We start from the raw sequence: 25,843 nt of genomic DNA, 5'->3' as shown, positions 1-25,843 counted from the left end.
GTCAGAAACCGTCAGTCGTCAGTAATCACAAAAGTATCCCCTCATCCGCAAGACCAATGCCATGCCAGTCCCTGCTGCCATTGGCTCCGCTGCGTTTGACAGCAAAGCCGCGCTCCGTCATTTTTGCATTGAACAGCTTTTGACCAAGAGGATAATCTCCGTTCTCCCGGCACCATGTTTCGTAAGCGTACCTGATGCTCCGATTGGAGACTTTCCTGCCCTCCTCCACAATGCAGCATTCCTCAATGAACGATGAGAAAGTATCCATTTCCTCCCGGTACCCTTCTGTAGCTGTTTTGACTTCATCAGGCATTTCAAGTCCTTCCTTCTGCCAAAGAAAGCAGCCCTCTACTGCCCACGACAATATGCCGGACAGCTCCTCTCTCAGCTTAGCTGGTAGCTGCTTATCCTTTTTATCCTCGGGTATGGTGACGGTAAATGGAATCAGCTTAATGCGTCTCCAAATACTGTGGCTGGTATCTCTTATGACAGGTCTGTGGTTTACTACGAGAAATGGGGTAAACTGCGGCTGGAAATCAAAGTATTCTCCATAAAGGAACCTTGCTGTGATTCTGTCTCCGCCTGTAAAGCTCTTAATCAATGCCTCAGAGAGCCTTTGTCCCTCATTTATTTCTATGGCAGTAACGAGCCTTGCTCCCTGAAGCCTTGCGATATCATTTCCTATCGCTTCTATTCTTTTAGCCATAAAGGTTTCGGATGGAGTGTTTCTTGCATAATCTCCCAACAGGTCAGAGATGGTGTTTAGAAATGTGCTTTTTCCGTTTGCTCCTGTTCCATAAAGGACAAATAGGGCCTGCTCTGAAATATCTCCGCTTAATGACGAGCCTACAGCTTTTTGAAGGTATCTTACAAGCTCGTTGCTTCCTCCCGTAATGGTATTCAGAAACTCAATCCATCTGGGAGCCTTGCTTTCTGGGTTATATTCAACAGGACAGATTTTGCTCATATAGTACTCCCGCTTATGAGGGAAAAGTTCTCCTGTCTTTAGGTCTACCACACCATTTTTACAGTTCAGCTTCCATATATCTGCATCCAGCTCATCAGGGTTTATTATCAAGCCTTCAAGGTTTGAAGCCACATCGATCATGGCTTTCAGTCTGCCTGCGTTTTCAGACTGCATAGCATGGCGCACCAGTTCTTTTCTTGCAGCCTCATCCTCTATCCGACTTGCTTCTGTGAGCATATCTCTTGCTGTTCTAATAGCAAACTGCGTAAGTTCTCCGGTTTCTTTCCTCCAGCAACAGCCGTCATATACCAGCCAGTACTTAAAAGCTGGACAATACCTTATGATTGAGCCGAACCTGTCACGCAGCCTTTCTGCATTCCCGCTATCTGTCCTGTGGTAATACTTTTTCACCAGAAGGTTTGGCTGGTATCGGCTAACACTGTGCGCTATCTTTCTAACTTCCGCTTCATCAAGCGGAGGATTGCACCTTGCGTTGTTTTCTGCAAGTAATGCCGCATAGATGCTCTCTTCTGTCATTCCTCTTGCTCTCATACTCCCGGCAAGGCTCGTCAGGGCACTGTTACGGCTCCCTTCATCAATTGTTGCAGAAATACTGCTGCTCGCTCTATTCGGATTATCAAAGGGCGTAAGCATAGATTCCTTCGCTTCCATAAGCATTAATAGACACTCCGGAGCTTCTGCCGGGGTTCTGTCAAAGGGAGAATAATCCTTTATCCATTCATACCGATTACCGCTTACATGAATGCTTGGAGCCACGACAATCAGTCCACCTGTTGAACGGGTATCAAGACCCGGTGCAAACTTGGTCTTATTAGGAATACTCCGGCCTTTAGGGTATATAAATACATAGTGCCGACCTCCACTTCCTGTAACAGCAGTAACCGTATCCGGAGGTTTTCCATGTGTTGCCTCAAGTGCAGATAGGGTTTCATCACCACCATCGTCCACATCAAGCACCAGCCAGTCGGATTTCTCACCTGTAGGAATTCCGATATTGGCATTGGGGGTTTTCGTCCACCATTTCCTTATTTGCTCAACATCAATAGTGGAATTCTTGTACCAGCCGGTATATAGCGGATGCTTTCCCTTGCTGTCGCAATTTTTCCCTGCCTTGCAGGAGCAGGAGCCACCCTCATAAATCCAGTGCAGAGGTATAACGGGGATATTGGCTTCTGCATATTTTAATGCTGTGTCCATCATTGTCACTTTCAAATTCTCACCTCCTGACTTGCCGGAAAATAAATAGAGCCCGACAAATAGTTTTTTAGACTATCTGCCAGGCTCTATAGGTGAGTCATTCGCTCCCTTTGCGGCTCTGTGCCAGATTTATTCACTTTTTACCCCGCCTTTTTCTCCAGCTTTACTTCAAAAACCTTCCTGCATACCGGGCATTTGATTTCAACATCAGCGTAATCGGCATCAAATACCCTGTGATTGCAGTGAGGGCAGCGGACTGTGTACTGTTTCTTACTCACCATCCCTCACCTCCGGTTTCTTAGGCTTCATGTGGCTTGCCATCTTCATCATCACAGGCTCTAAAATCTCTCCAACCATGTAATGAACCATTGGTGAGTAATTCTCCTTTGTTTCGTCAAACAGCTTGGAAAGAAGGCCATATAGATTCTTTATGTCCTCGTCTGTGGCATCTGCGGTACTGATTTCAATAAAAATCTTGGTTCCGTCACGCTTGGCAATATGGTCGCTCACATACTTCTCCAGAGCGTATCTTGCTATGCTTGATGTGGTAACGCTTGCCTCCGGCATTTGTGCTTGAAGCTCACCAATAATCGCATCCAATTCATCCGACTGCCTTTGTGTAAGCCTTACCCGAAGCATACTATCCTTCTCTGTAGACATCATTGCACCTCCTGTATTTCTTGTTGGTTTAATTGTATCACATTGTATTACAATTTGTCAAGCATGGATAAAAAGAAAACCCGACTTGCCGTTGTATTGGCTTGCCGGGAAAAACATATGCTTAAGAAGCTCCCTGATGTAGCATACAAAGAAACCGCTAATTGGTTAATTTCTTTTAAATTTCAATATTATTCTCTAATGCATGAATGTATTTATTTATTTTTTTTTGAGTTAATTCTTTTCCATCCTCATCAATTTCTTCTAGTTCATTCATCACACTGGCAATACAATCACAATTTTCATCACAATATTCAAATAAGCCAGAAAACCACACAGTATTTACCCAATCTAGAAGCCATTGTTTAGAAATAACACCTTTTTGATAGCTCTCTAGCAGCAACAATACATGTCTATTACATACTTCTACAGGTTTATCAGTTTTTATTTTTTTAGTTCCAACGGTAGCAACTGAATCAATGTATTTTTATCTATCACTAAATCTCTGAACTGTTCAAGTATTTGAAGCACCATTATAAGTTCTTCTTCCTACAGCTTACTTTGGTTTTGTATGGACAAGATTACCGGCAGGGTCAAATGTATCTTTATAGACTTTAATAGTAGTTCCGTCTGGCGAAATTTCTTTATAGTAAATAGCTTTTGAACCTGGAACATCACCCGGCTTAGTCATCTTTGCCATATAATTACCATTCGGCATCTTCTCAACTGTAAAGTCATTGTATTTATTTGAGCCACCTTTAAAGAAGCTCTTTACATTGCTTTGAATATTTGAAGGTAAATCATCTACAGCTTTCAAATCATCTGCTTTAGAACCTGCATTTAATACCGATTGAGTACTACACGTTCCTGTAGACATAGCTTGTAATATATGTATTGTCGGCGGAATTCACAGTTTTTTAGTAAGATTTCCATAGCCGTCATATTCGTAATCAGTAATTATAGGGTTGATTACGCCGTTCTTGATATACCTTCTTGTTTCCTTTGTTATGCTTCCGTTATTGTCTATTTCATAGTAAAGCATCAAACTGCGCCCACCTACATCAGTTTGACGATTTACTGTACACTATCTCATTAATTCTGCAAAAGTCCAGAATATTTTTAGACCATTGAATAAGGAGCAGGGTCATAAACGCCCTACTCCAGCTCACACAGCCCCGCAATGGGGGGCGGGGTTGATTTCAATCGTGGTGGGATTTCACGCTTTGGAGTCGTAACGATGTTTATGGTTTACGAAAATCCGCATTTGCCAAAGAGCAAATAGGGAGCATGGGCGACCCCTATAGTGTATCCTCTGATAGAATTAAACCTGCTATTTCTACACATTTATTTACATTAAACTTAAAAACGTCATCCCCAAATTCATCAACAAACACCTTATATATGAGTCTACCAAGGGCTTCTTTATCGCATACTTTGTCGCACGAATTATAAATTTTTTCTATCTCTGTCCTGTATTCATCTGGTGGAGAATATGGAAACAAATTTATTGGATCCCAGTCATTTATAATTTTTTCGATTTTATTATATTTCACTGTCATTTTATTATATTTCACTGTCGCAGCCTCCTAATTCCCAAATAACTTGTTAACAACATTTCCCATCACTTCATCAAAGTCATACTTTGACATAACTGTTATAAGCTTTCCGTTTGGATTAACAACAGCAGCACCCTCTCTTGTCACGAACAGGTATTGTCCTCCGCTTTGTTGAAGAACCTTACCATTTCTTACCCAGTCATTAACCATATCTGTTGTTACATTTCGTTCCATCATCCTTCCTAATCCATGTTTGGAATATTGACCCCAGTCAACTTTTAACCCAGGGTTTTCCACAACCTTTCCTAATTTACCAAAATCATCTCCTATCTTTACTGAAGTCTTACTCGTTCCCTTACCCTTACAACTATTATGTACAAATACATCCTGCTCTGATACAAAATATGTATGCCAATCTTCAACTTCAAAGTTATATACCTTTATTGGCGTATCTAAATACTCAAATCTTACTTCTTTTACTTCTCTTCCTTCTCCTGAATATAAGTATACCTTATCTCCTGCTTCTATGTCACCTGCTGCTACCCAGCCTTTTCCTATTACCCAAAACGGATGGGTCGGTGTTGTCTCTATTTCTTCATCTTCTACATAAATCTTTACTATAACGCTGGTTTCATTTACAAATACATTGGTTACTCTCTTTAGTCCTTTTTCTCCTGTCAGCGGGTCTTCTGAGTAAACTAAATCCCCTACCTCTATATCTTTGATTTCTTTATAGCCGTCCTCCGTCTTAATCAGGGTATCCTCAGTGAAACATACCTTTCCTATTAATGTAGTCAGTATTATCGTTGCCGTAAGTACTGCCAAGTATCTGGCTACCTGCTCCCGTGATACCCCTCCCTTTATCATATTAATACTTAAATCAATTGACTGGTAAAGGCTCCACAGGGACATAATCACTCCTATAAATGCCACCACTTCACATGCTAGTTTTTTGGCTATTGCCTTAATCCCCAATCCTAATACTGCTCCCATTCCAATACCTATGGCCGCCTCTATCCATACATCTTCCGAACACAGTGCTGAAATGTAATCCAACACTGATACTTTATTTACTATTGTAAGGTATATTCCTGCAAAAACAGGTAATGCAATAGCTGCTATTGAGACTGTATACGTTACAAGTGCCAAGGTTCCTAAAATCGAAAAATGTCCTGACGGGTCGATTTTGTTCACCGGGTCACAATCTGCATACAGGTATTTATGCAGGGTAATTGGGTCAGTTATAATACCTCCCCATGAATCCATAGTCAGGAATCTTCCCAATGCCGGATTCATATACCTTGCTCTTAAATAGTAGAAGTTTACATTTGCATCGTACTGCTCTCCTGTAAAGAGATAGTCGTTTTCTGTTGTTCCTGTCCTGGATGTCAGCATTCCAAAGGAGTCATATGTGTATGTGTCCGTTATGTTTCCATGTATATCGGTTAATGCCCTGGTACTTCCTATTCCGTCATAGTGGTAATAACTAAAACTATCCCCTCTTTTTTGGCTTATCAAATCGTCACCGTAAACATAACTTACTGTTAAGTTGCCTTCGCCGTCCCTTTCTTCTAATACCTGGGCATACAGTCTGTTTTCATCAACCAGATAATTAGTTACCTCTATACCGTCAACTACCTTTTGAACTCTTATACCATCTACATTATAAGCATATTCAACTGTGGATGCGTCTTTAGCACCTGTAATATTAACTTTTGTAAGCCTATTATTGTAATCATATGTATATGTTACTTCTTCTCCTGTATTTGTCTTTTTAGACAGTGTGTTTCCGTTTTTGTCATAGGTATAGACAGTCTGCCCTTCGGTTATAAGCCTGTTGTTTGCGTCATATGTGTATTCTGTCACCACACCGTTTACGGATTTTGAAAGCCTGTTTCCAACTGCATCATATGTATACTCTATTATTGTCTTGTCTCCGTCAGGGTTTTCTATTTCCTCTTTAATCAATTTGTAAGTATCATCATATGTGTATTTTATTACCCTTCCGTTGTTTTCTTCCGTCCTGATTCTGTTGCCTGCAGGACCAAGGGTATATTTATACGATGAAATTATTTCCCCTGCTTCATTGCGGTTTAGCAGGGATGTCAATCTGCTTAAATAGTCATATTCATATTCGGTTGTTGTTTTATTAGGATAAGTAACGCTTTTTCTGTTACTTATGGCATCGTATGTATAAGTAGTTGTGTTTCCGTCCGGGTCTGTAACGGACTTTAGCCTGTTTAACTCATCATATGTGTAATATGTGGTGCCTGACGGAACGGTAACACTTGTACAATTGCCGGCTTTGTCGTATGTATACGTTATTTGGGTTCCATCCGGATTTATTTGTTTTATTAATCTGTCCATCAGGTCATATTCATAATAGGTAGTACCCCTTTCATCAGTAACTGACTCCCTTTGTCCTGAAAGGGTGTATGTGTAAACTTCACTCTTTCCGTCAGGATATGTTTTCTTTATCAGGTTTCCATCGACATCGTATTCAAATTCTATTTTGCTGCCGTTAAAATCCGTTTTTGACGTTACCCTGCCTTCACCATCATATGTGATTACTTCTTCATAGCCTAACGGTAGTATTTGCTTTGTTACATTTCCTATTTTGTCATATTCAAATCTCACTTTGTTTCCATTGGCATCCGTCTGGGAAATTCTATTTCCCTTAGCATCATACTCAAAGCAGGTTTCATTTCCTAACGGGTCAATAACCTTTGTAACCCTTCCTGCTGCATCATATTCATAAACCGTAATTAACCCTGCCTGATCCCGCTCTGATATTTTTTGACCTATGCTGTTGTATTCATAAGATGTATAAGTGCCGTCCGGGAAAATAGTTCTTACCGGGTTATTGTCGCTGTCGTATTCAAAGGTAATAACATTTCCGTTGGCATCAATCATTTTTGTCCTGTTGCCGTTTTTGTCATACTCATATTTTGTCACGTTTCCAAGGGCGTCAATAACTTCAGTTGTATTGCCAACTTCATCATACTTATATTTTGTTACATTTCCCCGCTCATCTTTTACGGATATTATCCTGCCTAACGGGTCATATTCATTTTCAACACAAGAACCGTCAGGGTTTATAGTCTTTATCAACCTTCCCAGTTTATCATACTCATACCTTGTGGTTCTGCCCAATCTGTCCGTTGATGAAGTCTCTCTTCCTTCTGCATCATAAGTAGACTTTTCAGTGGTACCGTCAGCATATCTAACAAGTATAAGATTTCCAAAGGCATCATACTCATATTCCGTTCTGTTGCCGGTTTTATCAATAAGGGCTGATTGCTGTCCTGCCGCATTGTACTCAATTCTTATACTTTTTCCGTTGCCGTCAATCATTCCTATAAGCCGGTTCATTGAGTCATAAATATATTCTGTTTTAATTTCTTTTCCGGTAACTTTGTCAATCTCTGTTTTTGACGTCATACAACCATTACTGTTATATTTGTATAAAACTTCATTTCCGTTGGCATCCGTTTCGGAAATTTTATTTCCCATTGAATCATATTTATAACTCTTCGTATTGCCTTCAGGGTCTGTTTCTGAAATGAACTTATCGCCCTATCGGGCGGACTTTTTTAATCCACACATTCATATGTTAAGCATGAACAAATGGGACATTCAAGTACGGGCATTAACCCCCTTGAACATTTTGTCCTTTTCTTAGTCCAACCGAAAGCCACATCTACATTGGCCTCATTCATTGTGTTCTCAAAGTGACAATGAGAACATCGATATTTGTAATATTCTGGTGCACCCCCGAAGGGTACATCCTCCTCTATCTCTTGGTTTAGAATATTTTTCATACTTTCCCTGTCTGATATTTTTCTCTTCGTCATATATTACTCCATATATCGGATGCCATATTTTCCATACTTTCATTTCACTCCCGCAAAAAGGACACTTTAACGGGTCCTTCCCACTACTTTCTTTATATCTTTGTCTATAATTCCTAGATTCAATTACTTCATAAACTCCTTGTACTGCTTTACAAAAGTTCTTAAGACCTTCTTTTATCACTTGACTCCATTTTTCATATGTTTTTGTTGCCTGCAAACCATAATATCTTATACGTTGAAATCCCTTCGGAAGTATATGCTGTACCATACGACCTATAAAGGTCAACACATCCAAACTCTCTTCTTTTCTAGCTTTTGTTTCATGATCATTATACCAATATGTTACTGTTTCACCGTCATATCTGATGATTCTCCTTACACTGATTGGTGGTGATGCCATCTACTTTGCCAAATATTTTGCAAGACCTTTTGCTTTCTCAGGTGCTTCCCCCTTACTTACATTTGCAACAAATCCCTTTGTATATAACTTATACAAATTGTCTACCATTTTATTCATCTCTTTGGTGGGTACTTGTTCTCTTATCATGTTCAATAAATGATACTGCCATTTCGTATGGATAATCTCAAAAGGCAGGTACCCCAATTCCTTCCACTCTTTCCTCTCTTCATTTATTCCTCCACTTGTCAAAAGTATATGCAAGTGGGGATTATAGTGTCCTGATCTTCCATGGGTTTGCAGCACCATTATCATGCCTATTTTCACTTTCCTTTTTACTGCTGTTCCTACTACTTCTTCCACACATCTGTAGCCTGTACGCATTAATTCAGACAATATTTCCCCGTTATGTCTATACTTATAAAATACTTCTCTTAATTGCTCTGGAATTGTCAGCACCACATGTCGGTACTTCATTCCAGACCTTAGCATCTTACTAACTTGGCTTACTACTTCATCTGTATAAACTTTTGAACACGAAAGACAAAAACAACTTTTACAGGTAAATGGTATACGCCTCATCCCCTGTCCGCATTCCATACATCTATACTCCGTATATCCTCCCTGCTCTGACCCACATAGCAATGTCTTTTTTATAACTTCTTCATAATACGGTTTGTTATACGATGGGTACTTCTTTTTGAAGTCTTCCCAGTTCTCTTCTATTATCTGCTTAAATATATTCTTGTCTTTCTTTTCTTCTTCTGTTATCACTTTTATTCTTAAAAACTATAACCCACCTTTTATACATATATTCCACTTTATTTTATACAAATTTTGCAATCCAATCAACAATTTTATTTCTCTGACATGTATTTTTTACCTACTAAGACCAAAGGCTAAAATGCAAATTCCTATACTATCAAGGTAATCCAGCCATCTTGGGCATTTAGCACTTGGATTGTAACTGGCATTGCTGATTTGAGTTATCATATAGTCGGGATTGTGTGGATAAAGCTTGTCTGATTTCAAATCAAGGACTCCATTTTGAAGGTTCAACAGCCACACATCCTTGTCAAAGTCTGCCGGAATAACAGGTATACCCTCCAAGTGCTTTGCTCCCTCAATCATTGCTTTTCTGCCCGCAATAGAGCGAGTCTTTGCTGCATGCTTCAGAAGTTTGTCTCTCTTGTCTTGATCTGTAAGCTTTATAGCCTCTGTATACATGGCTTCAACGGTATTATCCGCAAGACGGTTGATTGCTCCTGTCTCATCCTCCAGCCAAACCTTACCGTCCCAGCAGTACCAATTATTTTTAATATAACTGAAACGGATGCTGTTACCACACATGGCTACAAGCCTTCTGGCATTACCCATATCATCAAGGGTGAATTCCTGCTGTTTGCAATACTGCTCATCATCCCCGGCAGCAGTGGAGGTCAAGCCTTGCATCGCTTTCACAGCGGTTCTTTGGAGATAGTCAGACCGTTCCAGCTTGGTTGTGTGCTTGTCATCCTTTCCTGCTACATAGGGGGATTTGATAAAGGCTTCAATGGCTGCATCTATATTGCCGGAGCACCAATAGAGCAGCTTACCCATCAGTGCAAGATCTGCTTCACTCTCGCTGGTACACTTCTCACTTTGGTATTCACCATCCCAAAGAGCCTTGAACACAGCATCCTTGGCAAGTCCGATGGAAAGATAGTCCTTTGCAGAACTGATACAAGGATTGTTTGTACCAACAGATTTTCCCGATTTGGAATCGGAGAAATATTTACCAAATAACTGTTTGACTTGCTCTGTGCGCTCATTTATAGGCTTTTCATCACCATAGACATTACCTGTCATGGTAAAATACCTTTTGGCTTTATACATTTCAATAAAGCCTTTCTTCCTGCCATCTACAGGGATATCACCCTTGACGAATATATGAAATCCTTTGCCACTGGGAGAATACTCTGTGTAGCTGTCTAGCATTGCTACAATCCCAACCGCTTCGTCAGATAATGAGCCATTCTCTGCAATAACATGATCTAGATCTATACCCACAATGCCGTTATTGTTAAATTCAAAGCCGATACCGTCATAGCCTCCGCCATCCAAAGCATTCACACAATCCTCAAAACTTGCCCACGTCACAGGCTGTCCTGCCTTTGCTGGTGCTCCTGTCAACGGATTAAATGGTACCTTATTTCTATGGCATACCCATTGTGGTAACTGTTTCAATTCCTCTGGAATGTTTTCATATTGGTTCATTTTCTTTTCTCACCTCCTGTGTTGCCGGGAAAACAAATAGAGCCCGACAAATAGTTTTTAGACTATCTGCCAGGCTCTATAGGTGAGTCTTGTGCTCCCTTTGTGGCTCTGTGCCAGATTTATTCACTTTTCACCCCGCCTTTTTCTCCAGCTTTACTTCAAAAACCATTCTGCATACTGGGCATTTGATTTCAACATCAGCATAATCGGCATCAAATACTCTGTGATTGCAATGGGGGCAGTGGACTGTGTACTGTTTCTTACTCACCATCCCTCACCTCCGGTTTCTTAGGCTTCATGAGGCTTGCCATCTTCATCATCACAGGCTCTAAAATCTCCCCAACCATGTAATTAACCATTGGTGAGTAATTTTCCTTTGTTTCATCAAACAGCTTGGAAATGAGGTCATAGAGATTCTTTATATCCTCTTCTGTGGCATCTGCTGTACTGATTTCAATGAAAATCTTGGTACCGTCGCGCTTGGCAATATGGTCGCTTACATACTTCTCCAGAGCGTATCTTGCTATGCTTGATGTAGTAACGCTTGCCTCCGGCATTTGTGCTTGAAGCTCACCAATAATCGCGTCCAATTCATCCGACTGCCTTTGTGTAAGCCTTACCCGAAGCATACTATCCTTTTCTGTAGACATCATTGCACCTCCTGTATTTCTTGCTGGTTTTATTGTGTCACAATGTATTACATATTGTCAAGCGTAGATAAAAAGAAAACCCGACTTGCCGTTATATTGGCTTGCCGGGTATTAAGTATTATAATGCTTTATTTTTACTTTATTAAGCAAGGTAGTCCCTCAGATAAGATAACATTTACTAAAAATATGAACTTCTTAAAATGTTAAAGTGCCTTTATCTTTCCACACTTTAAGAGTCATTTTAGCTTCAAAACTTGGTGCCTCATTCGCAGGTAAGTTTGAAATAAACAATAATCTACTTTCTGCTTCGTCTTTCATAAAGCCTAAACCAAGACTATGCGCTGATGCCCAAGTTTGAACAGCATAATCATTATCATTTATTAGCTGCGGTAAAACTGATTCCAATATTTCTCTATTTCCCAGAAACAATTTATAAATTTTAGTTAACCTAGAATAGTATTTATTTGCTGTTTTGTGGTCACCTTCACAAGAGGCTTTCCAGTGATTAACAGCACTATTCCTGTAATCCTCAATAATTTTGCTAATATCTTTCATTATTTTATCACCCCAAATTTTTTCAGTACATCTATTCCAAACTCAAATTGTGCTTCAAAACTTTGTCCTGCCAACCAGTCTCTTACAGTCTTGCCACCAGTGAATGCTTGTTTTGAAGAATAATATCCGCTAATCTTCGCATGTGTGGCTTTGTCAACAGCAATTAGATTGTTGGTATTATGGATCTGAGTTGGGTCAAAGCCGGATTTTTTTATTTGAGATTGTTCAACAATATGATGCCACGCATTACCTTCTCCTGGTGAACCCAATGCTTTCTTAGCCTCATTAAATGTCTTAAATCCTTGTCCAGTACTACTCGTTCCCTTACCCTTACAACTATTATGTACAAATACATCCTGCTCTGATACAAAATATGTATGCCAATCTTCAACTTCAAAGTTGTATACCTTTATTGGTGTATCTAAGTACTCAAATCTTACTTCCTTTACTTCTCTTCCTTCTCCTGAATATAAGTATACCTTATCTCCTGCTTCTATGTCACCTGCTGCTACCCAGCCTTTTCCTATTACCCAAAATGGATGGGTCGGTGTTGTCTCTATTTCTTCATCTCCTACATAAATCTTTACTAAAACGCTGGTTTCATTTACAAATACATTGGTTACTCTCTTTAGTCCTTTTTCTCCTGTCAGCGGGTCTTCTGAGTAAACTAAATCCCCTACCTCTATATCTTTGATTTCTTTATAGCCGTCCTCCGTCTTAATCAGGGTATCCTCAGTGAAACATACCTTTCCTATTAATGTAGTCAGTATTATCGTTGCCGTAAGTACTGCCAGGTATCTGGCTACCTGCTCCCGTGATACCCCTCCCTTTATCATATTAATACTTAAATCAATTGACTAGTAAAGGCTCCACAGGGACATAATTACTCCTATAAATACCACCACTTCGCATGCCAGTTTTTTGGCTATTGCTTTAATCCCAATCCTACTATTGTTCCCATTCCAATGCCCATAGCAGCCTCTATCCAGACATCTTCCGAACACAATGCTGCAATGGAATCCAACACTGATACTTTATTTACTATTGCAAGGTATATTCCCGTGAAAACAGGTATTGCAATGGAAGCTACTATGGCGGAAACTGTTATCGCCGTCATTACTCCTAAAATTGAAAAGTGTCCTGACGGGTCAATTTTGTTTACAAAATCACAACCTGCATACAGATATTTATGCAGGGTAATTAGGTCAGTTATAATACCTCCCCATGAATCTTTTCTCTTAAAAAATACATTAGAGTTCCAAAGTGAAAGTTTCCATTTTATTAATATATACCTTAATACAATTAAAGTAATCAAATTCATTAAAACTCTTCAAATATTACCAAATGCTCCTTTTTATTATTATCTATAAATCTCCAATATTCATTTTTTTTATTTTTATCCGTAATTGCTTGGAACCTCAAATTTTTGCTTAACAATATATTTAAAGATCCATCTTCGCTTATATCAACATCTCTAACAGTTACTGGTAACACCTTTTTTATGAATTTTTCACACTTATCATCAAATAAAACATTATCTTCTTTTAATTGTTTTTCACCCTTCTTATTTCCTAATTCTAATATATCATTACTCGATAACAAAATATTTTCGTTTTGCATAAAACTCCAAGGACCCTGGACATGAATTGCATATTCGCTTTTTCTAACTTCTTCTCCTTTATAGTTTTTAGCGGTTATAAAATTTCCATATTGAATCCATAACATATCAGCAGCCCTGCCAATGTTAGTCATATGAATCCCTATAAGCTTTCTTTTAATTATATCTTTAACTTCAGTATAATTTATCATTTTAACCTCCCTATTGTAGGTGTTAGGTTTTAATGTAATTCATAAACCTAACACCTGTTTTTTACAACACTATATGCTAAAATTTGCTTATATGGCATATATTATCTATGATTTTTATATTTAAATACCCATACTCCTAAATATTGTTACCAAAACATATCTTTCGCTATAGATAAAATTTCTTGATATGAATAGTTTTGCCCGGTAATCTCTTCGTGTAATAATCTTTGTTGATTTTTATTTAATTTTAATTTTTTTACTATATCTCTAAATTGTTTATTTTGAGCTTGATTATTACGTGGAGTTCCTTTTTTTTGCTTATCATACCCTTTGCAACTATTATGTACAAATACATCATGTTCTGATACAAAATATGTATGCCAGTCTTCAACTTCGAAGTTGTATACCTTTATTGGTGAATCTAAATACTCAAACTTTAACTCCTTTATTTCTCTTCCTTCACCTGAGTATAAGTATACCTTATCTCCTACTTCCATGTCACCTGCTGCTACCCAGCCTTTTCCTATTACCCAAAATGGATGGGTTGGTGTTGTTTCTATTTCTTCATCTTCTACAAAAACCCTTACTATAACGCTAGTTTCATTTACAAATACATTTGTTACTTTTTTAAGTCCCTTCTCTCCTGTTAGTGGATCCTCCGAGTAAACTAAATCTCCAACCTCTATATCCTTAATTTCCTTATAGCCATCTTCCGTCTTAATCAGCGTATCTTCAGTAAAACATATCTTCCCTATTAATGTAGTCAATATCACTGTTGCTGTAAGTACTGCTAGGTATCTGGCTACCTGCTCTCTGGACACTCCTCCATTTATCATATCAATACTTAAATTAATTGACTGATAGAGACTCCACAGGGACATGATTGTTCCTAAAAATAGTACCATATTAGCTGACAGTTTTTTGGCTATTGCCTTAATTCCAATCCCAGCTACAGTACCAATTCCAATACCTATAGCTGCCTCAATCCAAACATCTTTAGAACATAATGCTGCTATATAATCTAATACCGACACCTGATTTACTATTGCAAGATATATTCCAGTGAAAACAGGTATTGCAATTGAGGCTATTGTGGCACCAATTGTTATACCTGTCATTACTCCTAAAATTGAAAAGTATCCTGATAGATCTATTTTATTTACAGGGTCACGATCTGCATACAGGTATTTATGCAGTGTAATTGGATCTGTTATACTTCCTCCCCATTAATCCAAAGACTGTAAGCAGATTGTTAATTTATACATCTTGCTTACAGTCACATATTTTTATTAAAATTCAAAGGTTTTATAGTCCGCTTTAAGTTTTTAATTAAACACTTTCCCTCATGTTAAATGCTAAAGAATTAAAGATTATACTAAACAGTATCTTGACACTGATATATCATTTCAGATGCAATTATATTTATTTTATCCCCAGAATTCATTAACACTTCAAAACTCAAATAATCTTTAGCTAGTTGAACTGTTAATTCATTAATATAAATTCCTTCACCCCAAGGTTCATAAATACTTACATCAATTTTTTTTACATTGATAAACTCCAATTTCAAAGGAACACCTTTTTCATTAGGATTCTGTAAAGTTATCGGGATAACAACTATATGCTTGTCATAATTACAATATATTTCTTTAAGCTCAGAATCATGAACATCTAAATCCTTTAGGTATTCTATTGTATTTTTATTAATTGATATTTTTTTCATTGAACAAAACCTCACTTCAATTAAATGTTATTATATTCTTTCAATATAATCAACTTTGTTTAACTTAGAAAAAATCTTAAAAAAATAATATCACCTGGCCACAAATGAGTATCTCCTGTATTCGGATTAGTAAATCTATTTTTACCATCAGGTGTTCTATGAAAGTGTTCTCCATATTTCATATCCTTATTCCATTCAAATAGAGCTTTTCCACTTTTAAGATCATGCCATTTAATTATTTCACCATTTTTATAGTCTTTTCTAATTAACCCTTATGGATTACTAGATATCTTTTTCCCACAGCTATTATGTACAAATACATCCTGCTCTGAATCTTTTAAAAAGAAAAACTTCTATGACCCATTATTATGAATTATTTCAGAAGTTTTTTAATTTCCACTGTTAAAGTCCGATAATAAAAAGAAACTTTGCAAAGCAGTTTTTAACTGTTTGTGCAACAGCTCCTTTAATTTATATTAAGCTATCATTAACTTCAAGAAATTATATTTCTATCCGAGTTCAAATGGCACTAATAGCAATTACTTCTTCCAGTAAACAACTTGTTTGTCTAAGTATGTTTCCCAATTTCTGTATAGACGTTCTTTGTTTAATTCAACTGTTCCTAAATTGGGTTGGTTGGAAGGCATATATCTAACAAAATTAGATATTGTTTCTGGAAAACCAAAATCATCATATATAATCTCAACTACCTTAAATGGGTCTGAATAATTCTCTCTATGTTCAAACACCCAACTTAGCAAAACATACATAATCTTATTTTTCGATTGCCTTTTTAACTGCTCGCATGTTAAATTTGCCAATTCCTTAATATATGGATAAATTGATTCTACTTGTATTGTCTGAGTTGGGAATAAGCATGCTAAATCAAAAATCGCCTGTGAATAATTCTCATTCTTTTCAATCTCAGCTATAGCATGTTCAATAGCTGATTGATGAGTAAAATAACCATTCTCAATTGCAAATAACATATCACTCCAGTTTAAATCAACTAATTTTAATGCATATGAATATGGTATGAAAATACTCAATGAATTCATTGGAAATTTACTTTCAAGAATTAATTTGTCTATTTGCTTATCAGTCAATTTTTTAATTTGGTACTCCATTTATTATACCCCCTGGTTTAAAAATTTGATGAGTAACTATCCCATCAGATCCTATAATATATTCAAATATTCCTGTTTTGCCATTTAATTCTCCAGAAACTTGTAATAATGTTCTATCAACACCATCACCACCAGTAATAGAAAAAGTCGTTCCCTGTGAAAGCTGACCTTCTGATAAATAGCTAGCAGAACGATGGTATACGTCAGATTTTAATCCCGAACCTGTTCTTTCAGCACTTGTTATTTTCTCAGAAGCCTCTGAAGGACTTAATGCCTTTCCCTTGCCTCCACAGCTATTATGGACAAATACATCATGCTCTGATACAAAATATGTGTGCCAGTCTTCAACTTCAAAGTTGTATACCTTTATTGGTGAATCTAAATGCTCAAACTTTAACTCCTTTATTTCTCTCGCATCACCTGAGTATAAGTATACCTTATCTCCTACTTCCATGTCACCTGCTGCTACCCAGCCTTTTCCTATTACCCAAAATGGATGAGTTGGTGTTGTTTTTTTGTAGCCATCTTCTGTTTTAATCAGAGTATCTTCCGCAAAACATATCTTCTCTATTATTTAAGCCAGATATTTAGCTTTATTTTCAGCTAGATATCTGGCTTCCTGCTCTCGTGAAAATCCTCTATTTATCATATCAATGCTTAATTTGTATACTAAAACACTTCATAAATAATAGGATTCTCATATCCTTCTAGATCCTCCTTTATCCACAATCCTTCATTTTCTCTGTATGTATGAAATCTTAATACTACATGATTATTATCAATTGATATTATAATACAAAATTTTCTTGTGCAGTACATTTTAGATAATCCCAACTTTAAATAATTAAGTATGCGGGATACCATATAAAACTCTTCTTGCTTAAATGATATATAATCAGTTATTCGAATTTCATTACATGCTACCTCATATCCAGTCCAGTCTCCACAAAATTTTAATATTTTTTCAAAGTTTATATTTTTCTCTTCTAAATCATTCTTTTCATCAAAAATAATACAATTTTTTATAATTTTTGTTTTTGATAAAATATAATCACAAAATTGTGGAATTTTATTATCATTTCTCATATTCAAAGCATTTTTTTTTAATATATCTTTCATCTTTTTATTCATATTAATCATAATTTACACTCCTAATACTTTTAATGCTTTTTTTATTCCTTGTATAAAACTTGAGTCTTTTAATAATTTTTGTATTTTATTAGGTGCTAAATTTCCTGTTTTCTGGTCATAAAATTGATTGTTATCAATATCATAATACCATTTAGTATTATTAGGCTCATGATAGTGAATCTGTCCTGGCCTCTTTCCAGGAGCTGGGTTTTCCACATCAATTCTTTCAGTTTTACCTCTACTCCAAGTAGTCTTGCTTGATGTTTGACTTCCTTTTGAACCTAACATGTCATCTCCACAGCTATTATGTACAAATACGTCCTGCTCTGATACAAAATATGTATGCCAGTCTTCAACTTCAAAGTTGTATACCTTTATTGGTGTATCTAAGTACTCAAATCTTACTTCCTTTACTTCTCTTCCTTCTCCTGAATATAAGTATACCTTATCTCCTGCTTCTATGTCACCTGCTGCTACCCAGCCTTTTCCTATTACCCAAAACGGATGGGTCGGTGTTGTCTCTATTTCTTCATCTTCTACATAAATTCTTACTAAAACGCTGGTTTCATTTACAAATATATTAGTTACCCTCTTTAGTCCTTTTTCTCCTGTCAGCGGGTCTTCTGAGTAAACTAAATCCCCTACCTCTATATCTTTGATTTCTTTATAGCCGTCCTCCGTCTTAATCAGGGTATCCTCAGTGAAACATACCTTTCCTATTAATGTAGTCAGTATTATCGTTGCCGTAAGTACTGCCAGGTATCTGGCTACCTGCTCCCGTGATACCCCTCCCTTTATCATATTAATACTTAAATCAATTGACTGGTAAAGGCTCCACAGGGACATAATCACTCCTATAAATGCCACCACTTCACATGCTAGTTTTTTGGCTATTGCCTTAATCCCCAATCCTAATACTGCTCCCATTCCAATACCTATGGCCGCCTCTATCCATACATCTTCCGAACACAGTGCTGAAATGTAATCCAACACTGATACTTTATTTACTATTGTAAGGTATATTCCTGCAAAAACAGGTAATGCAATAGCTGCTATTGAGACTGTATACGTTACAAGTGCCAAGGTTCCTAAAATCGAAAAGTGTCCTGACGGGTCGATTTTATTTACCGGGTCGCAATCTGCATACAGGTATTTATGCAGGGTAATTGGGTCAGTTATAATACCTCCCCATGAATCCATAGTCAGGAATCTTCCCAATGCCGGATTCATATATCTTGCCCTCAAATAGTAGAAGTTTACATTTGCATCGTACTGCTCTCCTGTAAAGAGATAGTCGTTTTCTGTTGTTCCTGTCCTGGATGTCAGCATTCCAAAGGAGTCATATGTGTATGTGTCCGTTATGTTTCCATGTATATCGGTTAATGCCCTGGTACTTCCTATTCCGTCATAGTGGTAATAACTAAAACTATCCCCTCTTTTTTGGCTTATCAAATCGTCACCGTAAACATAACTTACTGTTAAGTTGCCTTCGTCGTCCCTTTCTTCTAATACCTGGGCATACAGTCTGTTTTCATCAACCAGATAATTAGTTATATTCGTTCCGTCAACTACCTTTTGAACTCTTATACCATCCACATCATAAGCATATTCAACTGTGGATGCGTCTTTAGCTCCTGTAATATTAACTTTTGTAAGCCTGTTATTGTAATCATATGTATATGTTACTTCTTCTCCCGTATTTGTCTTTTTAGACAGTGTGTTTCCGTTTTTGTCATAGGTATAGACAGTCTGCCCTTCAGTTATAAGCCTGTTGTTTTCGTCATATGTGTATTCTGTCACCACACCGTTTACGGATTTTGAAAGCCTGTTTCCAACTGCATCATATGTATACTCTATTATTGTCTTGTCTCCGTCAGGGTTTTCTATTTCCTCTTTAATCAATTTGTAAGTATCATCATATGTGTATTTTATTACCCTTCCGTTGTTTTCTTCCGTCCTGATTCTGTTGCCTGCAGGACCAAGGGTATATTTATACGATGAAATTATTTCCCCTGCTTCATTGCGGTTTAGCAGGGATATCAATCTGCTTAAATAGTCATATTCATATTCGGTTGTTGTTTTATTAGGATAAGTAACGCTTTTTCTGTTGCCTATGGCATCGTATGTATAAGTAGTTGTGTTTCCGTCCGGGTCTGTAACGGACTTTAGCCTGTTTAACTCATCATATGTGTAATATGTGGTGCCTGACGGAACGGTAACACTTGTACAATTGCCGGCTTTGTCGTATGTATACGTTATTTGGGTTCCATCCGGATTTATTTGTTTTATTAACCTGTCCATCAGGTCATATTCATAATAGGTAGTACCCCTTTCATCAGTAACTGACTCCCTTTGTCCTGAAAGGGTGTATGTGTAAACTTCACTCTTTCCGTCAGGATATGTTTTCTTTATCAGGTTTCCATCGACATCGTATTCAAATTCTATTTTGCTGCCGTTAAAATCTGTTTTTGACGTTACCTTGCCTTCATCATCATATGTGATTACTTCTTCATAGCCTAACGGTAGTATTTGCTTTGTTACATTTCCTATTTTGTCATATTCAAATCTCACTTTGTTTCCATTGGCATCCGTCTGGGAAATTCTATTTCCCTTAGCATCATACTCAAAGCAGGTTTCATTTCCTAACGGGTCAATAACCTTTGTAACCCTTCCTGCTGCATCATATTCATAAACCGTAATTAACCCTGCCTGATCCCGCTCTGATATTTTTTGACCTATGCTGTTGTATTCATAAGATGTATAAGTGCCGTCCGGGAAAATAGTTCTTACCGGGTTATTGTCGCTGTCGTATTCAAAGGTAATAACATTTCCGTTGGCATCAATCATTTTTGTCCTGTTGCCGTTTTTGTCATACTCATATTTTGTCACGTTTCCAAGGGCGTCAATAACTTCAGTTGTATTGCCAACTTCATCATACTTATATTTTGTTACATTTCCCCGCTCATCTTTTACGGATATTATCCTGCCTAACGGGTCATATTCATTTTCAACACAAGAACCGTCAGGATTTATAGTCTTTATCAACCTTCCCAGTTTATCATACTCATACCTTGTGGTTCTGCCCAATCTGTCCGTTGATGAAGTCTCTCTTCCTTCTGCATCATAAGTAGACTTTTCAGTGGTACCGTCAGCATATCTAACAAGTATAAGATTTCCAAAGGCATCATACTCATATTCCGTTCTGTTGCCGGTTTTATCAATAAGGGCTGATTGCTGTCCTGCCGCATTGTACTCAATTCTTATACTTTTTCCGTTGCCGTCAATCATTCCTATAAGCCGGTTCATTGAGTCATAAATATATTCTGTCTTAATTTCTTTTCCGGTAACTTTGTCAATCTCTGTTTTTGACGTCATACAACCATTACTGTTATATTTGTATAAAACTTCATTTCCGTTGGCATCCGTTTCGGAAATTTTATTTCCCATTGAATCATATTTATAACTCTTCGTATTGCCTTCAGGGTCTGTTTCTGAAATTAAATTACCTCTGCTGTCGTACTTGTAAACGGTTTCTTTACTTGCGATATCATTTCCTATCGCTTCTATTCTTTTAGCCATAAAGGTTTCGGACGGAGTATTTCTTGCATAATCTCCCAACAGTTCGGAGATGGTGTTTAGAAATGTGCTTTTTCCGTTTGCTCCTGTTCCATAAAGGACGAATAAGGCTTGCTCTGAAATATCTCCGCTTAAAGATGAGCCTACAGCTTTTTGAAGGTATCTTACAAGCTCCTTGCTTCCTCCCGTAATGGTGTTCAGAAAATCCATCCATCTGGGAGCCTTGCTGCTTGGTTTATATTCAACAGGGCAGATTTTGCTCATATAGTACTCCCGCTTATGAGGAAGGAGCTCCCCTGTCTTTAAATTTACGACACCATTCTTACAGTTCAGCTTCCATATTTCTGCATCCAGCTCATCTGGCATGATTACCAAGCCTTCAAGGTTTGAAGCAACATCAATCATGGCTTTAAGCCTGCCTGCGTTTTCAGACTGCATGGCATGGCGCACTAATTCTTTCCTCATGGCTTCATCTTCTATCCGGCTTGCTTCTGCGAGCATGTCTCTTGCTGTTTTTATAGCAAACTGCATAAGTTCTCCGGTTTCTCTCTTCCAGCAGCAGCCGTCATATACCAACCAGTATTTGAAAGCCGGACAATACCTTATGATTGAACCAAACCGGTCACGCAGCCTTTCTGCATTACCGCTGTCTGTCCTGTGGTAATGCTTCTTCATCGGAGGATTTGGCTGGTATCGGCTGACACTGTGCGCTATCTTTTTAACTTTCGCTTCATCAAGCGGAGGATTGCACCTTGCGTTGTTTTCAGCAAGCAATGCTGCATAGATGCTCTCTTCTGTCATTCCTCTTGCCCTCATGGTTCCTGCAAGGCTTGTCAGGGTACTGTTTCGGCTGCCTTCCTTAATCTCGGCTGCAATACTGCTACCTTCAAAGGATGTAAGCAATACTTCCACCCTTTCCATGAGCTTTAATAACCACTCCGGAGCTTCTGCCAGGGTTCTGTCAAAGGGAGAATGATCCTTTATCCATTCATACCGATTACCGCTTACATGAATGCTTGGAGCTACGACAATCAGACCACCTGTTGAACGGGTATCAAGACCCGGTGCAAACTTTGTTTTATTAGGAATGCTCCTGCCCTTAGGATATTTAAAGATATAATAACGACCTCCTCTGCCGGTAACAGCAGTAACCGTATCCGGAAGTTTTCCATGTGTTGCCTCAAGTGCAGATAGGGTTTCATCACCACCATCGTCCACATCAAGCACCAGCCAGCCGGATTTCTCACCTGTAGGAATGCCTATATTGGCATTGGGGGTTTTCGTCCACCATTTCCTTATTTGCTCAATATCAGAAGTAGAATTCTTGTACCAGCCGGTATATAGCGGATGCTTTCCCTTGCTGTCGCAATTTCTCCCTGCCTTGCAGGAGCAGGAGCCATCCTCACAAATCCAATGCAGAGGTATAACCGGGATATTGGCTTCTGCATATTTTAATGCTGCGTCCATCATTGTCATTTTCAAATTCTCACCTCCTGTCGTGCTAGAAAATTTAAAGAGCCTGACAAATAGTTTTTTAGACTATCTGCCAGGCTCTATAGGTGAGTCATTCGCTCCCTTTGCGGCTCTGTGCCAGATTTATTCACTTTTTACCCCGCCTTTTTCTCCAGCTTTACTTCAAAAACCTTCCTACATACTGGGCATTTGATTTCAACATCAGCGTAATCGGCATCAAATACCCTGTGATTGCAGTGAGGGCAGCGGACTGTGTACTGTTTCTTACTCACCATCCCTCACCTCCGGTTTCTTAGGCTTCATGAGGCTTGCCATCTTCATCATCACTGGCTCTAATATCTCTCCAACCATGTAATGAACCATTGGTGAGTAATTCTCCTTTGTTTCGTCAAACAACTTGGATAGAAGGTCGTAGAGATTTTTTATGTCCTCGTCTGTGGCATCTGCGGTAGACACTTCAATAAAAATCTTGGTACCGTCACGCTTGGCGATATGGTCGCTCACATACTTCTCCAGAGCGTATCTTGCTATGCTTGATGTGGTAACACTTGCCTCCGGCATCTGAGCCTGAAGCTCATTAATGATAGCGTCCAATTCATCCGACTGCCTTTGTGTAAGCCTTACCCGTAGCATACTATCCTTTTCTGTGGACATCATTGCACCTCCTGTATTTCTTGTTGGTTTTATTGTACCACAATGTGGTACACATTGTCAAGCATAAAAAAGAAAACCCGACTTGCCGTTGTATTGGCTTGTCGGGTATTTGTTCATCTTTTACTATTTATGTATAACCATTATAGTGGCATTAATCGAAACTGTGTGGCTTATTTCTGATTATTCTGATTCAAATATAATACTATAAAGATAACAATCTCCATTATTCTTGCTGTATTCTTTAATATACTCGTGTGACTTGATCCTACTTTCTTCAATAAAGCTCTTACTTACAGTCTTATTTATATACCAGCTATCATATGTTGATTCAATTCCATTTTCATCCTGTTTATAAACATCCCCGCCAAGAATTGCATAACCTTTACTAGTTAAGAAATCTATTACTTTTAAAGCATCTTGACTTTTCCAAGCCATCTCAAATATACCTATAGGCTCAAGGCTTAGTCCTACATTCAATAATTCTTTTGGCAAACAAGTATATTTATTCATCCAATTCACCTTCCTGAATTTACTATTTATTTGGTCTAAATAATCTATGATTACACGTTACACCATCAGGCTCAATGATATATTCAAATATACCTTCTTTACCTTGGTAACTCCCTGGTATTTCAACCTTTGTTCGGACTACATTATCTCCTCCTGTTATCTGAGTAACTTTTCCATCTGCGCCAAAAGCATCTACACTTTCCGGGAAACTATGGTAATCGCCTTGCTTCATTTGTGCTTTTACTTTATCAGTGTACTTTATATTCTCTAAAGGATTAGTCTTACGCGTTCCCTCACTACAAGGACTATAACTATTATATAATTCCTGTTACCATATCTCAATCAAAAAAGAATTATCTTCCAACCCTCGGTTTCCAGAATATAAAATCAGTTCTTGTCATCAGTCTTTTCATATGGCCTGTATTCTGTCCTGGTTTTCATCATACCGTAAATAATCCTCACAAGTCTTCTTGCCACGCACACAAGCGCCTGTGGCTTGTTCTTGCCCTCTTTAACTTTCTGCTCAAAATACTCCCTGAATACCGGGTGTCTTGGCTTTCCTGAGGCCGATACTGCTACCATCTGGATTGCGAGAAAGTGAAATATCGCATTTAGTGCCCTGTTGCCATTCCTGCATCTTTGGTCTTTACCCTTTCCGGCAGAGCTGAATTGCACCGGTGCCAAGCCCATAAACCGAGCCAGCTTGTCTGAGTCAGGGAAACGGTTAATATCCCCGATTTCAGATATAATCTGCGCTTCTGTAACAAGGTCGATTCCCGGCATTGTATGTAGCTTATAGCCTGTCAAAGGTATCAGCTTTCTTAGTTCACCGTCAATTTCGGCAATCAACTCCTTGTTGTGCCTGATATCCTTTACGATGTTTCTGACTATAAAATCTCTTTCGGGCTGATAGTCCTTTCTTGTGTCTCCATTCCTTTCAATCATGGATATAATCTCATGAATGCGCTGTATTTTAAGTGCCTGATGCACCGGCTTTATTGTGTGATATATTTCTTCCGGTGTTGTGTTCCATATATACTCTGGTGACGGGTAGTTCTCCCAGAAACATAAGGCACTCTTGGAATCAATCATGGCAAAGAATTTCCTGTAGGATGGGTAGCTATAAGCAAGCTGGCTGTGGAGCTGGTTCTTGTTCATCACATTACTTTTTACAATCAAATCCCGTCTTTTCACCATTTGCCGTATTGTCCAGAATATATCCTCATGCTTGGCATCCTGCAAAGTGTCCACCATATCCCTGAGCACCCTTGCCACACAATAGGCATCATAGGAGTCATCCTTGTAAATGATAGGGTTTGCAAGCCTTACAGCGCTTGTATATGCAGGGTTTACGTGCTTTACTTCAAACTTCCTGCCCACCAGATAGGCAGCAAGGTTTCTGCCAAAGCCTCTGGTATCTTCAAGTCCGAATACAATTTCCTTTGTGCCGCAAATCTTCCTAACATCCTCAACAAATGCAGGGTATCTGGATAGTCTATTCTCAAAGTTAATCTCACCCAGTTTATTCATCCAACAATCTATAACAACTGCACAATGTGCATCTTTGTGCATATCAATTCCAACAAAGCAGGTATTTCGTTTATGATAAATGTTTATCATCTCCTTTTCCAATGTCTCCACCACTCATACCGGCAACCTCAATTTAAGAGCGTTAGATTCGATTAGGGACATTTCTTGTAAAGAAGTGTCCTTCAACCTTAATCCTCGCA

Annotated in this window: 26 protein-coding genes and 1 pseudogene; all 27 read right to left on the bottom strand. The window is 38.2% G+C overall.

Annotation, left to right across the window (positions count from 1 at the left end; all coding sequences use genetic code 11):
- Window positions 1-25: 25 nt before the first annotated feature.
- The 27 genes and pseudogenes from HVS_RS03915 to HVS_RS03780 all read right to left on the bottom strand — a co-directional run bounded on the left by HVS_RS03915 (window position 26) and on the right by HVS_RS03780 (window position 25,757).
- The gene (locus HVS_RS03915; protein ID WP_242971721.1) at window positions 26-2,194 is read right to left on the bottom strand and encodes a phage/plasmid primase, P4 family; all 2,169 of its coding nucleotides are present in this window, start codon (window positions 2,192-2,194) and stop codon (window positions 26-28) included.
- 131 nt (window positions 2,195-2,325) lie between these two features.
- Window positions 2,326-2,466 (bottom strand): hypothetical protein, encoded by a 141-nt coding sequence (locus tag HVS_RS16455; RefSeq protein ID WP_003519487.1) that lies wholly within the window; start codon window positions 2,464-2,466, stop codon window positions 2,326-2,328.
- Window positions 2,456-2,845 (bottom strand): hypothetical protein, encoded by a 390-nt coding sequence (locus tag HVS_RS03910; protein WP_101299455.1) that lies wholly within the window; start codon window positions 2,843-2,845, stop codon window positions 2,456-2,458. Before HVS_RS03910 ends, HVS_RS16455 begins: the two co-directional genes overlap by 11 nt.
- 175 nt (window positions 2,846-3,020) lie before the next feature.
- A complete protein-coding gene (locus HVS_RS16995) occupies window positions 3,021-3,248 on the bottom strand; it encodes a hypothetical protein (RefSeq protein ID WP_242971670.1) in 228 nt (75 codons plus the stop codon).
- A gap of 150 nt (window positions 3,249-3,398) precedes the next feature.
- Entirely contained in the window at window positions 3,399-3,719 is a 321-nt protein-coding gene (locus tag HVS_RS03900; protein ID WP_159063374.1) for a hypothetical protein, read from the bottom strand.
- A 30-nt stretch (window positions 3,720-3,749) separates the two neighbouring features.
- On the bottom strand, window positions 3,750-3,884 hold the full coding sequence (locus tag HVS_RS17485) for a hypothetical protein (RefSeq protein WP_014254453.1): 135 nt from the start codon (window positions 3,882-3,884) through the stop codon (window positions 3,750-3,752).
- A gap of 256 nt (window positions 3,885-4,140) precedes the next feature.
- Window positions 4,141-4,416, bottom strand: coding sequence for a DUF1871 family protein (locus tag HVS_RS03895; protein WP_207654800.1), 276 nt, complete (start codon window positions 4,414-4,416; stop codon window positions 4,141-4,143).
- A 12-nt stretch (window positions 4,417-4,428) separates the two neighbouring features.
- Window positions 4,429-7,911 carry a polymorphic toxin-type HINT domain-containing protein gene (locus HVS_RS03890; protein ID WP_101299451.1) on the bottom strand — a complete coding sequence of 1,161 codons (3,483 nt, stop codon included), beginning with the start codon at window positions 7,909-7,911 and terminating at the stop codon, window positions 4,429-4,431.
- A 213-nt stretch (window positions 7,912-8,124) separates the two neighbouring features.
- Window positions 8,125-9,423: pseudogene (locus HVS_RS16990) on the bottom strand (IS91 family transposase).
- 105 nt (window positions 9,424-9,528) lie between these two features.
- On the bottom strand, window positions 9,529-10,905 hold the full coding sequence (locus HVS_RS03875) for a phage NrS-1 polymerase family protein (RefSeq protein ID WP_101299445.1): 1,377 nt from the start codon (window positions 10,903-10,905) through the stop codon (window positions 9,529-9,531).
- A 130-nt stretch (window positions 10,906-11,035) separates the two neighbouring features.
- The gene (locus HVS_RS16450) at window positions 11,036-11,176 is read right to left on the bottom strand and encodes a hypothetical protein (RefSeq protein ID WP_159063373.1); all 141 of its coding nucleotides are present in this window, start codon (window positions 11,174-11,176) and stop codon (window positions 11,036-11,038) included.
- A complete protein-coding gene (locus tag HVS_RS03870; protein ID WP_101299443.1) occupies window positions 11,166-11,555 on the bottom strand; it encodes a hypothetical protein in 390 nt (129 codons plus the stop codon). Before HVS_RS03870 ends, HVS_RS16450 begins: the two co-directional genes overlap by 11 nt.
- Window positions 11,556-11,750: 195 nt before the next feature.
- Window positions 11,751-12,110, bottom strand: coding sequence for a hypothetical protein (locus tag HVS_RS03865; RefSeq protein WP_101299439.1), 360 nt, complete (start codon window positions 12,108-12,110; stop codon window positions 11,751-11,753).
- The gene (locus HVS_RS03860; protein WP_101299437.1) at window positions 12,110-12,946 is read right to left on the bottom strand and encodes a polymorphic toxin-type HINT domain-containing protein; all 837 of its coding nucleotides are present in this window, start codon (window positions 12,944-12,946) and stop codon (window positions 12,110-12,112) included. Before HVS_RS03860 ends, HVS_RS03865 begins: the two co-directional genes overlap by 1 nt.
- 89 nt (window positions 12,947-13,035) lie before the next feature.
- Entirely contained in the window at window positions 13,036-13,431 is a 396-nt protein-coding gene (locus tag HVS_RS03855) for an RHS repeat-associated core domain-containing protein (protein ID WP_101299436.1), read from the bottom strand.
- Complete coding sequence (locus HVS_RS03850) at window positions 13,431-13,919, bottom strand: hypothetical protein (RefSeq protein WP_101299434.1); 489 nt, start codon at window positions 13,917-13,919, stop codon at window positions 13,431-13,433. The genes HVS_RS03855 and HVS_RS03850 overlap by 1 nt, the downstream gene beginning before the upstream one ends.
- Window positions 13,920-14,065: 146 nt before the next feature.
- Window positions 14,066-15,037 (bottom strand): polymorphic toxin-type HINT domain-containing protein, encoded by a 972-nt coding sequence (locus HVS_RS03845; protein ID WP_101299432.1) that lies wholly within the window; start codon window positions 15,035-15,037, stop codon window positions 14,066-14,068.
- 257 nt (window positions 15,038-15,294) lie between these two features.
- Window positions 15,295-15,642, bottom strand: coding sequence for a hypothetical protein (locus HVS_RS03840; protein WP_101299430.1), 348 nt, complete (start codon window positions 15,640-15,642; stop codon window positions 15,295-15,297).
- A 539-nt stretch (window positions 15,643-16,181) separates the two neighbouring features.
- On the bottom strand, window positions 16,182-16,769 hold the full coding sequence (locus HVS_RS03835) for a DUF2247 family protein (RefSeq protein ID WP_101299428.1): 588 nt from the start codon (window positions 16,767-16,769) through the stop codon (window positions 16,182-16,184).
- Window positions 16,753-17,223 (bottom strand): polymorphic toxin-type HINT domain-containing protein, encoded by a 471-nt coding sequence (locus HVS_RS03830; RefSeq protein WP_242971669.1) that lies wholly within the window; start codon window positions 17,221-17,223, stop codon window positions 16,753-16,755. The genes HVS_RS03835 and HVS_RS03830 overlap by 17 nt, the downstream gene beginning before the upstream one ends.
- A 215-nt stretch (window positions 17,224-17,438) precedes the next feature.
- On the bottom strand, window positions 17,439-17,909 hold the full coding sequence (locus tag HVS_RS03825; RefSeq protein ID WP_101299424.1) for a hypothetical protein: 471 nt from the start codon (window positions 17,907-17,909) through the stop codon (window positions 17,439-17,441).
- A 3-nt stretch (window positions 17,910-17,912) separates the two neighbouring features.
- Window positions 17,913-22,952, bottom strand: a complete 5,040-nt coding sequence (locus tag HVS_RS16670) for a phage/plasmid primase, P4 family (RefSeq protein WP_242971719.1) — start codon at window positions 22,950-22,952, stop codon at window positions 17,913-17,915.
- Between the two features lie 131 nt (window positions 22,953-23,083).
- Complete coding sequence (locus HVS_RS16445) at window positions 23,084-23,224, bottom strand: hypothetical protein (RefSeq protein ID WP_003519487.1); 141 nt, start codon at window positions 23,222-23,224, stop codon at window positions 23,084-23,086.
- Complete coding sequence (locus HVS_RS03795; RefSeq protein WP_101299422.1) at window positions 23,214-23,603, bottom strand: hypothetical protein; 390 nt, start codon at window positions 23,601-23,603, stop codon at window positions 23,214-23,216. Before HVS_RS03795 ends, HVS_RS16445 begins: the two co-directional genes overlap by 11 nt.
- Window positions 23,604-23,783: 180 nt before the next feature.
- Window positions 23,784-24,113: an Imm40 family immunity protein gene (gene imm40, locus HVS_RS03790; RefSeq protein ID WP_101299419.1), complete on the bottom strand. Its 330-nt coding sequence runs from the start codon at window positions 24,111-24,113 to the stop codon at window positions 23,784-23,786.
- Window positions 24,114-24,135: 22 nt separating this feature from the next.
- The gene (locus HVS_RS03785; protein ID WP_207654799.1) at window positions 24,136-24,345 is read right to left on the bottom strand and encodes a hypothetical protein; all 210 of its coding nucleotides are present in this window, start codon (window positions 24,343-24,345) and stop codon (window positions 24,136-24,138) included.
- 155 nt (window positions 24,346-24,500) lie between these two features.
- Window positions 24,501-25,757 carry an IS110 family RNA-guided transposase gene (locus HVS_RS03780; protein WP_101299414.1) on the bottom strand — a complete coding sequence of 419 codons (1,257 nt, stop codon included), beginning with the start codon at window positions 25,755-25,757 and terminating at the stop codon, window positions 24,501-24,503.
- Window positions 25,758-25,843: the final 86 nt, after the last annotated feature.

The sequence above is a fragment of the Acetivibrio saccincola genome, assembly GCF_002844395.1.
GTDB classification, from domain to species: Bacteria; Bacillota; Clostridia; order Acetivibrionales; family Acetivibrionaceae; genus Herbivorax; species Herbivorax saccincola.
This window is presented reverse-complemented; position numbering and strand designations above follow the sequence as displayed.

Bases quoted from the DNA above. Each gene is read 5' to 3' on its own strand.
- HVS_RS16455 (WP_003519487.1), bottom strand. From the start codon at position 2,466: ATGGTGAGTAAGAAACAGTACACAGTCCGCTGCCCTCACTGCAATCAC.
- HVS_RS03910 (WP_101299455.1), bottom strand. From the start codon at position 2,845: ATGTCTACAGAGAAGGATAGTATGCTTCGGGTAAGGCTTACACAAAGG.
- HVS_RS03900 (WP_159063374.1), bottom strand. From the start codon at position 3,719: ATGTCTACAGGAACGTGTAGTACTCAATCGGTATTAAATGCAGGTTCT.
- HVS_RS17485 (WP_014254453.1), bottom strand. From the start codon at position 3,884: ATGCTTTACTATGAAATAGACAATAACGGAAGCATAACAAAGGAAACA.
- HVS_RS03890 (WP_101299451.1), bottom strand. From the start codon at position 7,911: ATGGGAAATAAAATTTCCGAAACGGATGCCAACGGAAATGAAGTTTTA.
- HVS_RS03875 (WP_101299445.1), bottom strand. From the start codon at position 10,905: ATGAACCAATATGAAAACATTCCAGAGGAATTGAAACAGTTACCACAA.
- HVS_RS16450 (WP_159063373.1), bottom strand. From the start codon at position 11,176: ATGGTGAGTAAGAAACAGTACACAGTCCACTGCCCCCATTGCAATCAC.
- HVS_RS03870 (WP_101299443.1), bottom strand. From the start codon at position 11,555: ATGTCTACAGAAAAGGATAGTATGCTTCGGGTAAGGCTTACACAAAGG.
- HVS_RS03865 (WP_101299439.1), bottom strand. From the start codon at position 12,110: ATGAAAGATATTAGCAAAATTATTGAGGATTACAGGAATAGTGCTGTT.
- HVS_RS03860 (WP_101299437.1), bottom strand. From the start codon at position 12,946: ATGATAAAGGGAGGGGTATCACGGGAGCAGGTAGCCAGATACCTGGCA.
- HVS_RS03855 (WP_101299436.1), bottom strand. From the start codon at position 13,431: ATGAATTTGATTACTTTAATTGTATTAAGGTATATATTAATAAAATGG.
- HVS_RS03850 (WP_101299434.1), bottom strand. From the start codon at position 13,919: ATGATAAATTATACTGAAGTTAAAGATATAATTAAAAGAAAGCTTATA.
- HVS_RS03845 (WP_101299432.1), bottom strand. From the start codon at position 15,037: ATGACAGGTATAACAATTGGTGCCACAATAGCCTCAATTGCAATACCT.
- HVS_RS03840 (WP_101299430.1), bottom strand. From the start codon at position 15,642: ATGAAAAAAATATCAATTAATAAAAATACAATAGAATACCTAAAGGAT.
- HVS_RS03835 (WP_101299428.1), bottom strand. From the start codon at position 16,769: ATGGAGTACCAAATTAAAAAATTGACTGATAAGCAAATAGACAAATTA.
- HVS_RS03830 (WP_242971669.1), bottom strand. From the start codon at position 17,223: ATGGAAGTAGGAGATAAGGTATACTTATACTCAGGTGATGCGAGAGAA.
- HVS_RS03825 (WP_101299424.1), bottom strand. From the start codon at position 17,909: ATGATTAATATGAATAAAAAGATGAAAGATATATTAAAAAAAAATGCT.
- HVS_RS16670 (WP_242971719.1), bottom strand. From the start codon at position 22,952: ATGACAATGATGGACGCAGCATTAAAATATGCAGAAGCCAATATCCCG.
- HVS_RS16445 (WP_003519487.1), bottom strand. From the start codon at position 23,224: ATGGTGAGTAAGAAACAGTACACAGTCCGCTGCCCTCACTGCAATCAC.
- HVS_RS03795 (WP_101299422.1), bottom strand. From the start codon at position 23,603: ATGTCCACAGAAAAGGATAGTATGCTACGGGTAAGGCTTACACAAAGG.
- imm40 (WP_101299419.1), bottom strand. From the start codon at position 24,113: ATGAATAAATATACTTGTTTGCCAAAAGAATTATTGAATGTAGGACTA.
- HVS_RS03785 (WP_207654799.1), bottom strand. From the start codon at position 24,345: ATGAAGCAAGGCGATTACCATAGTTTCCCGGAAAGTGTAGATGCTTTT.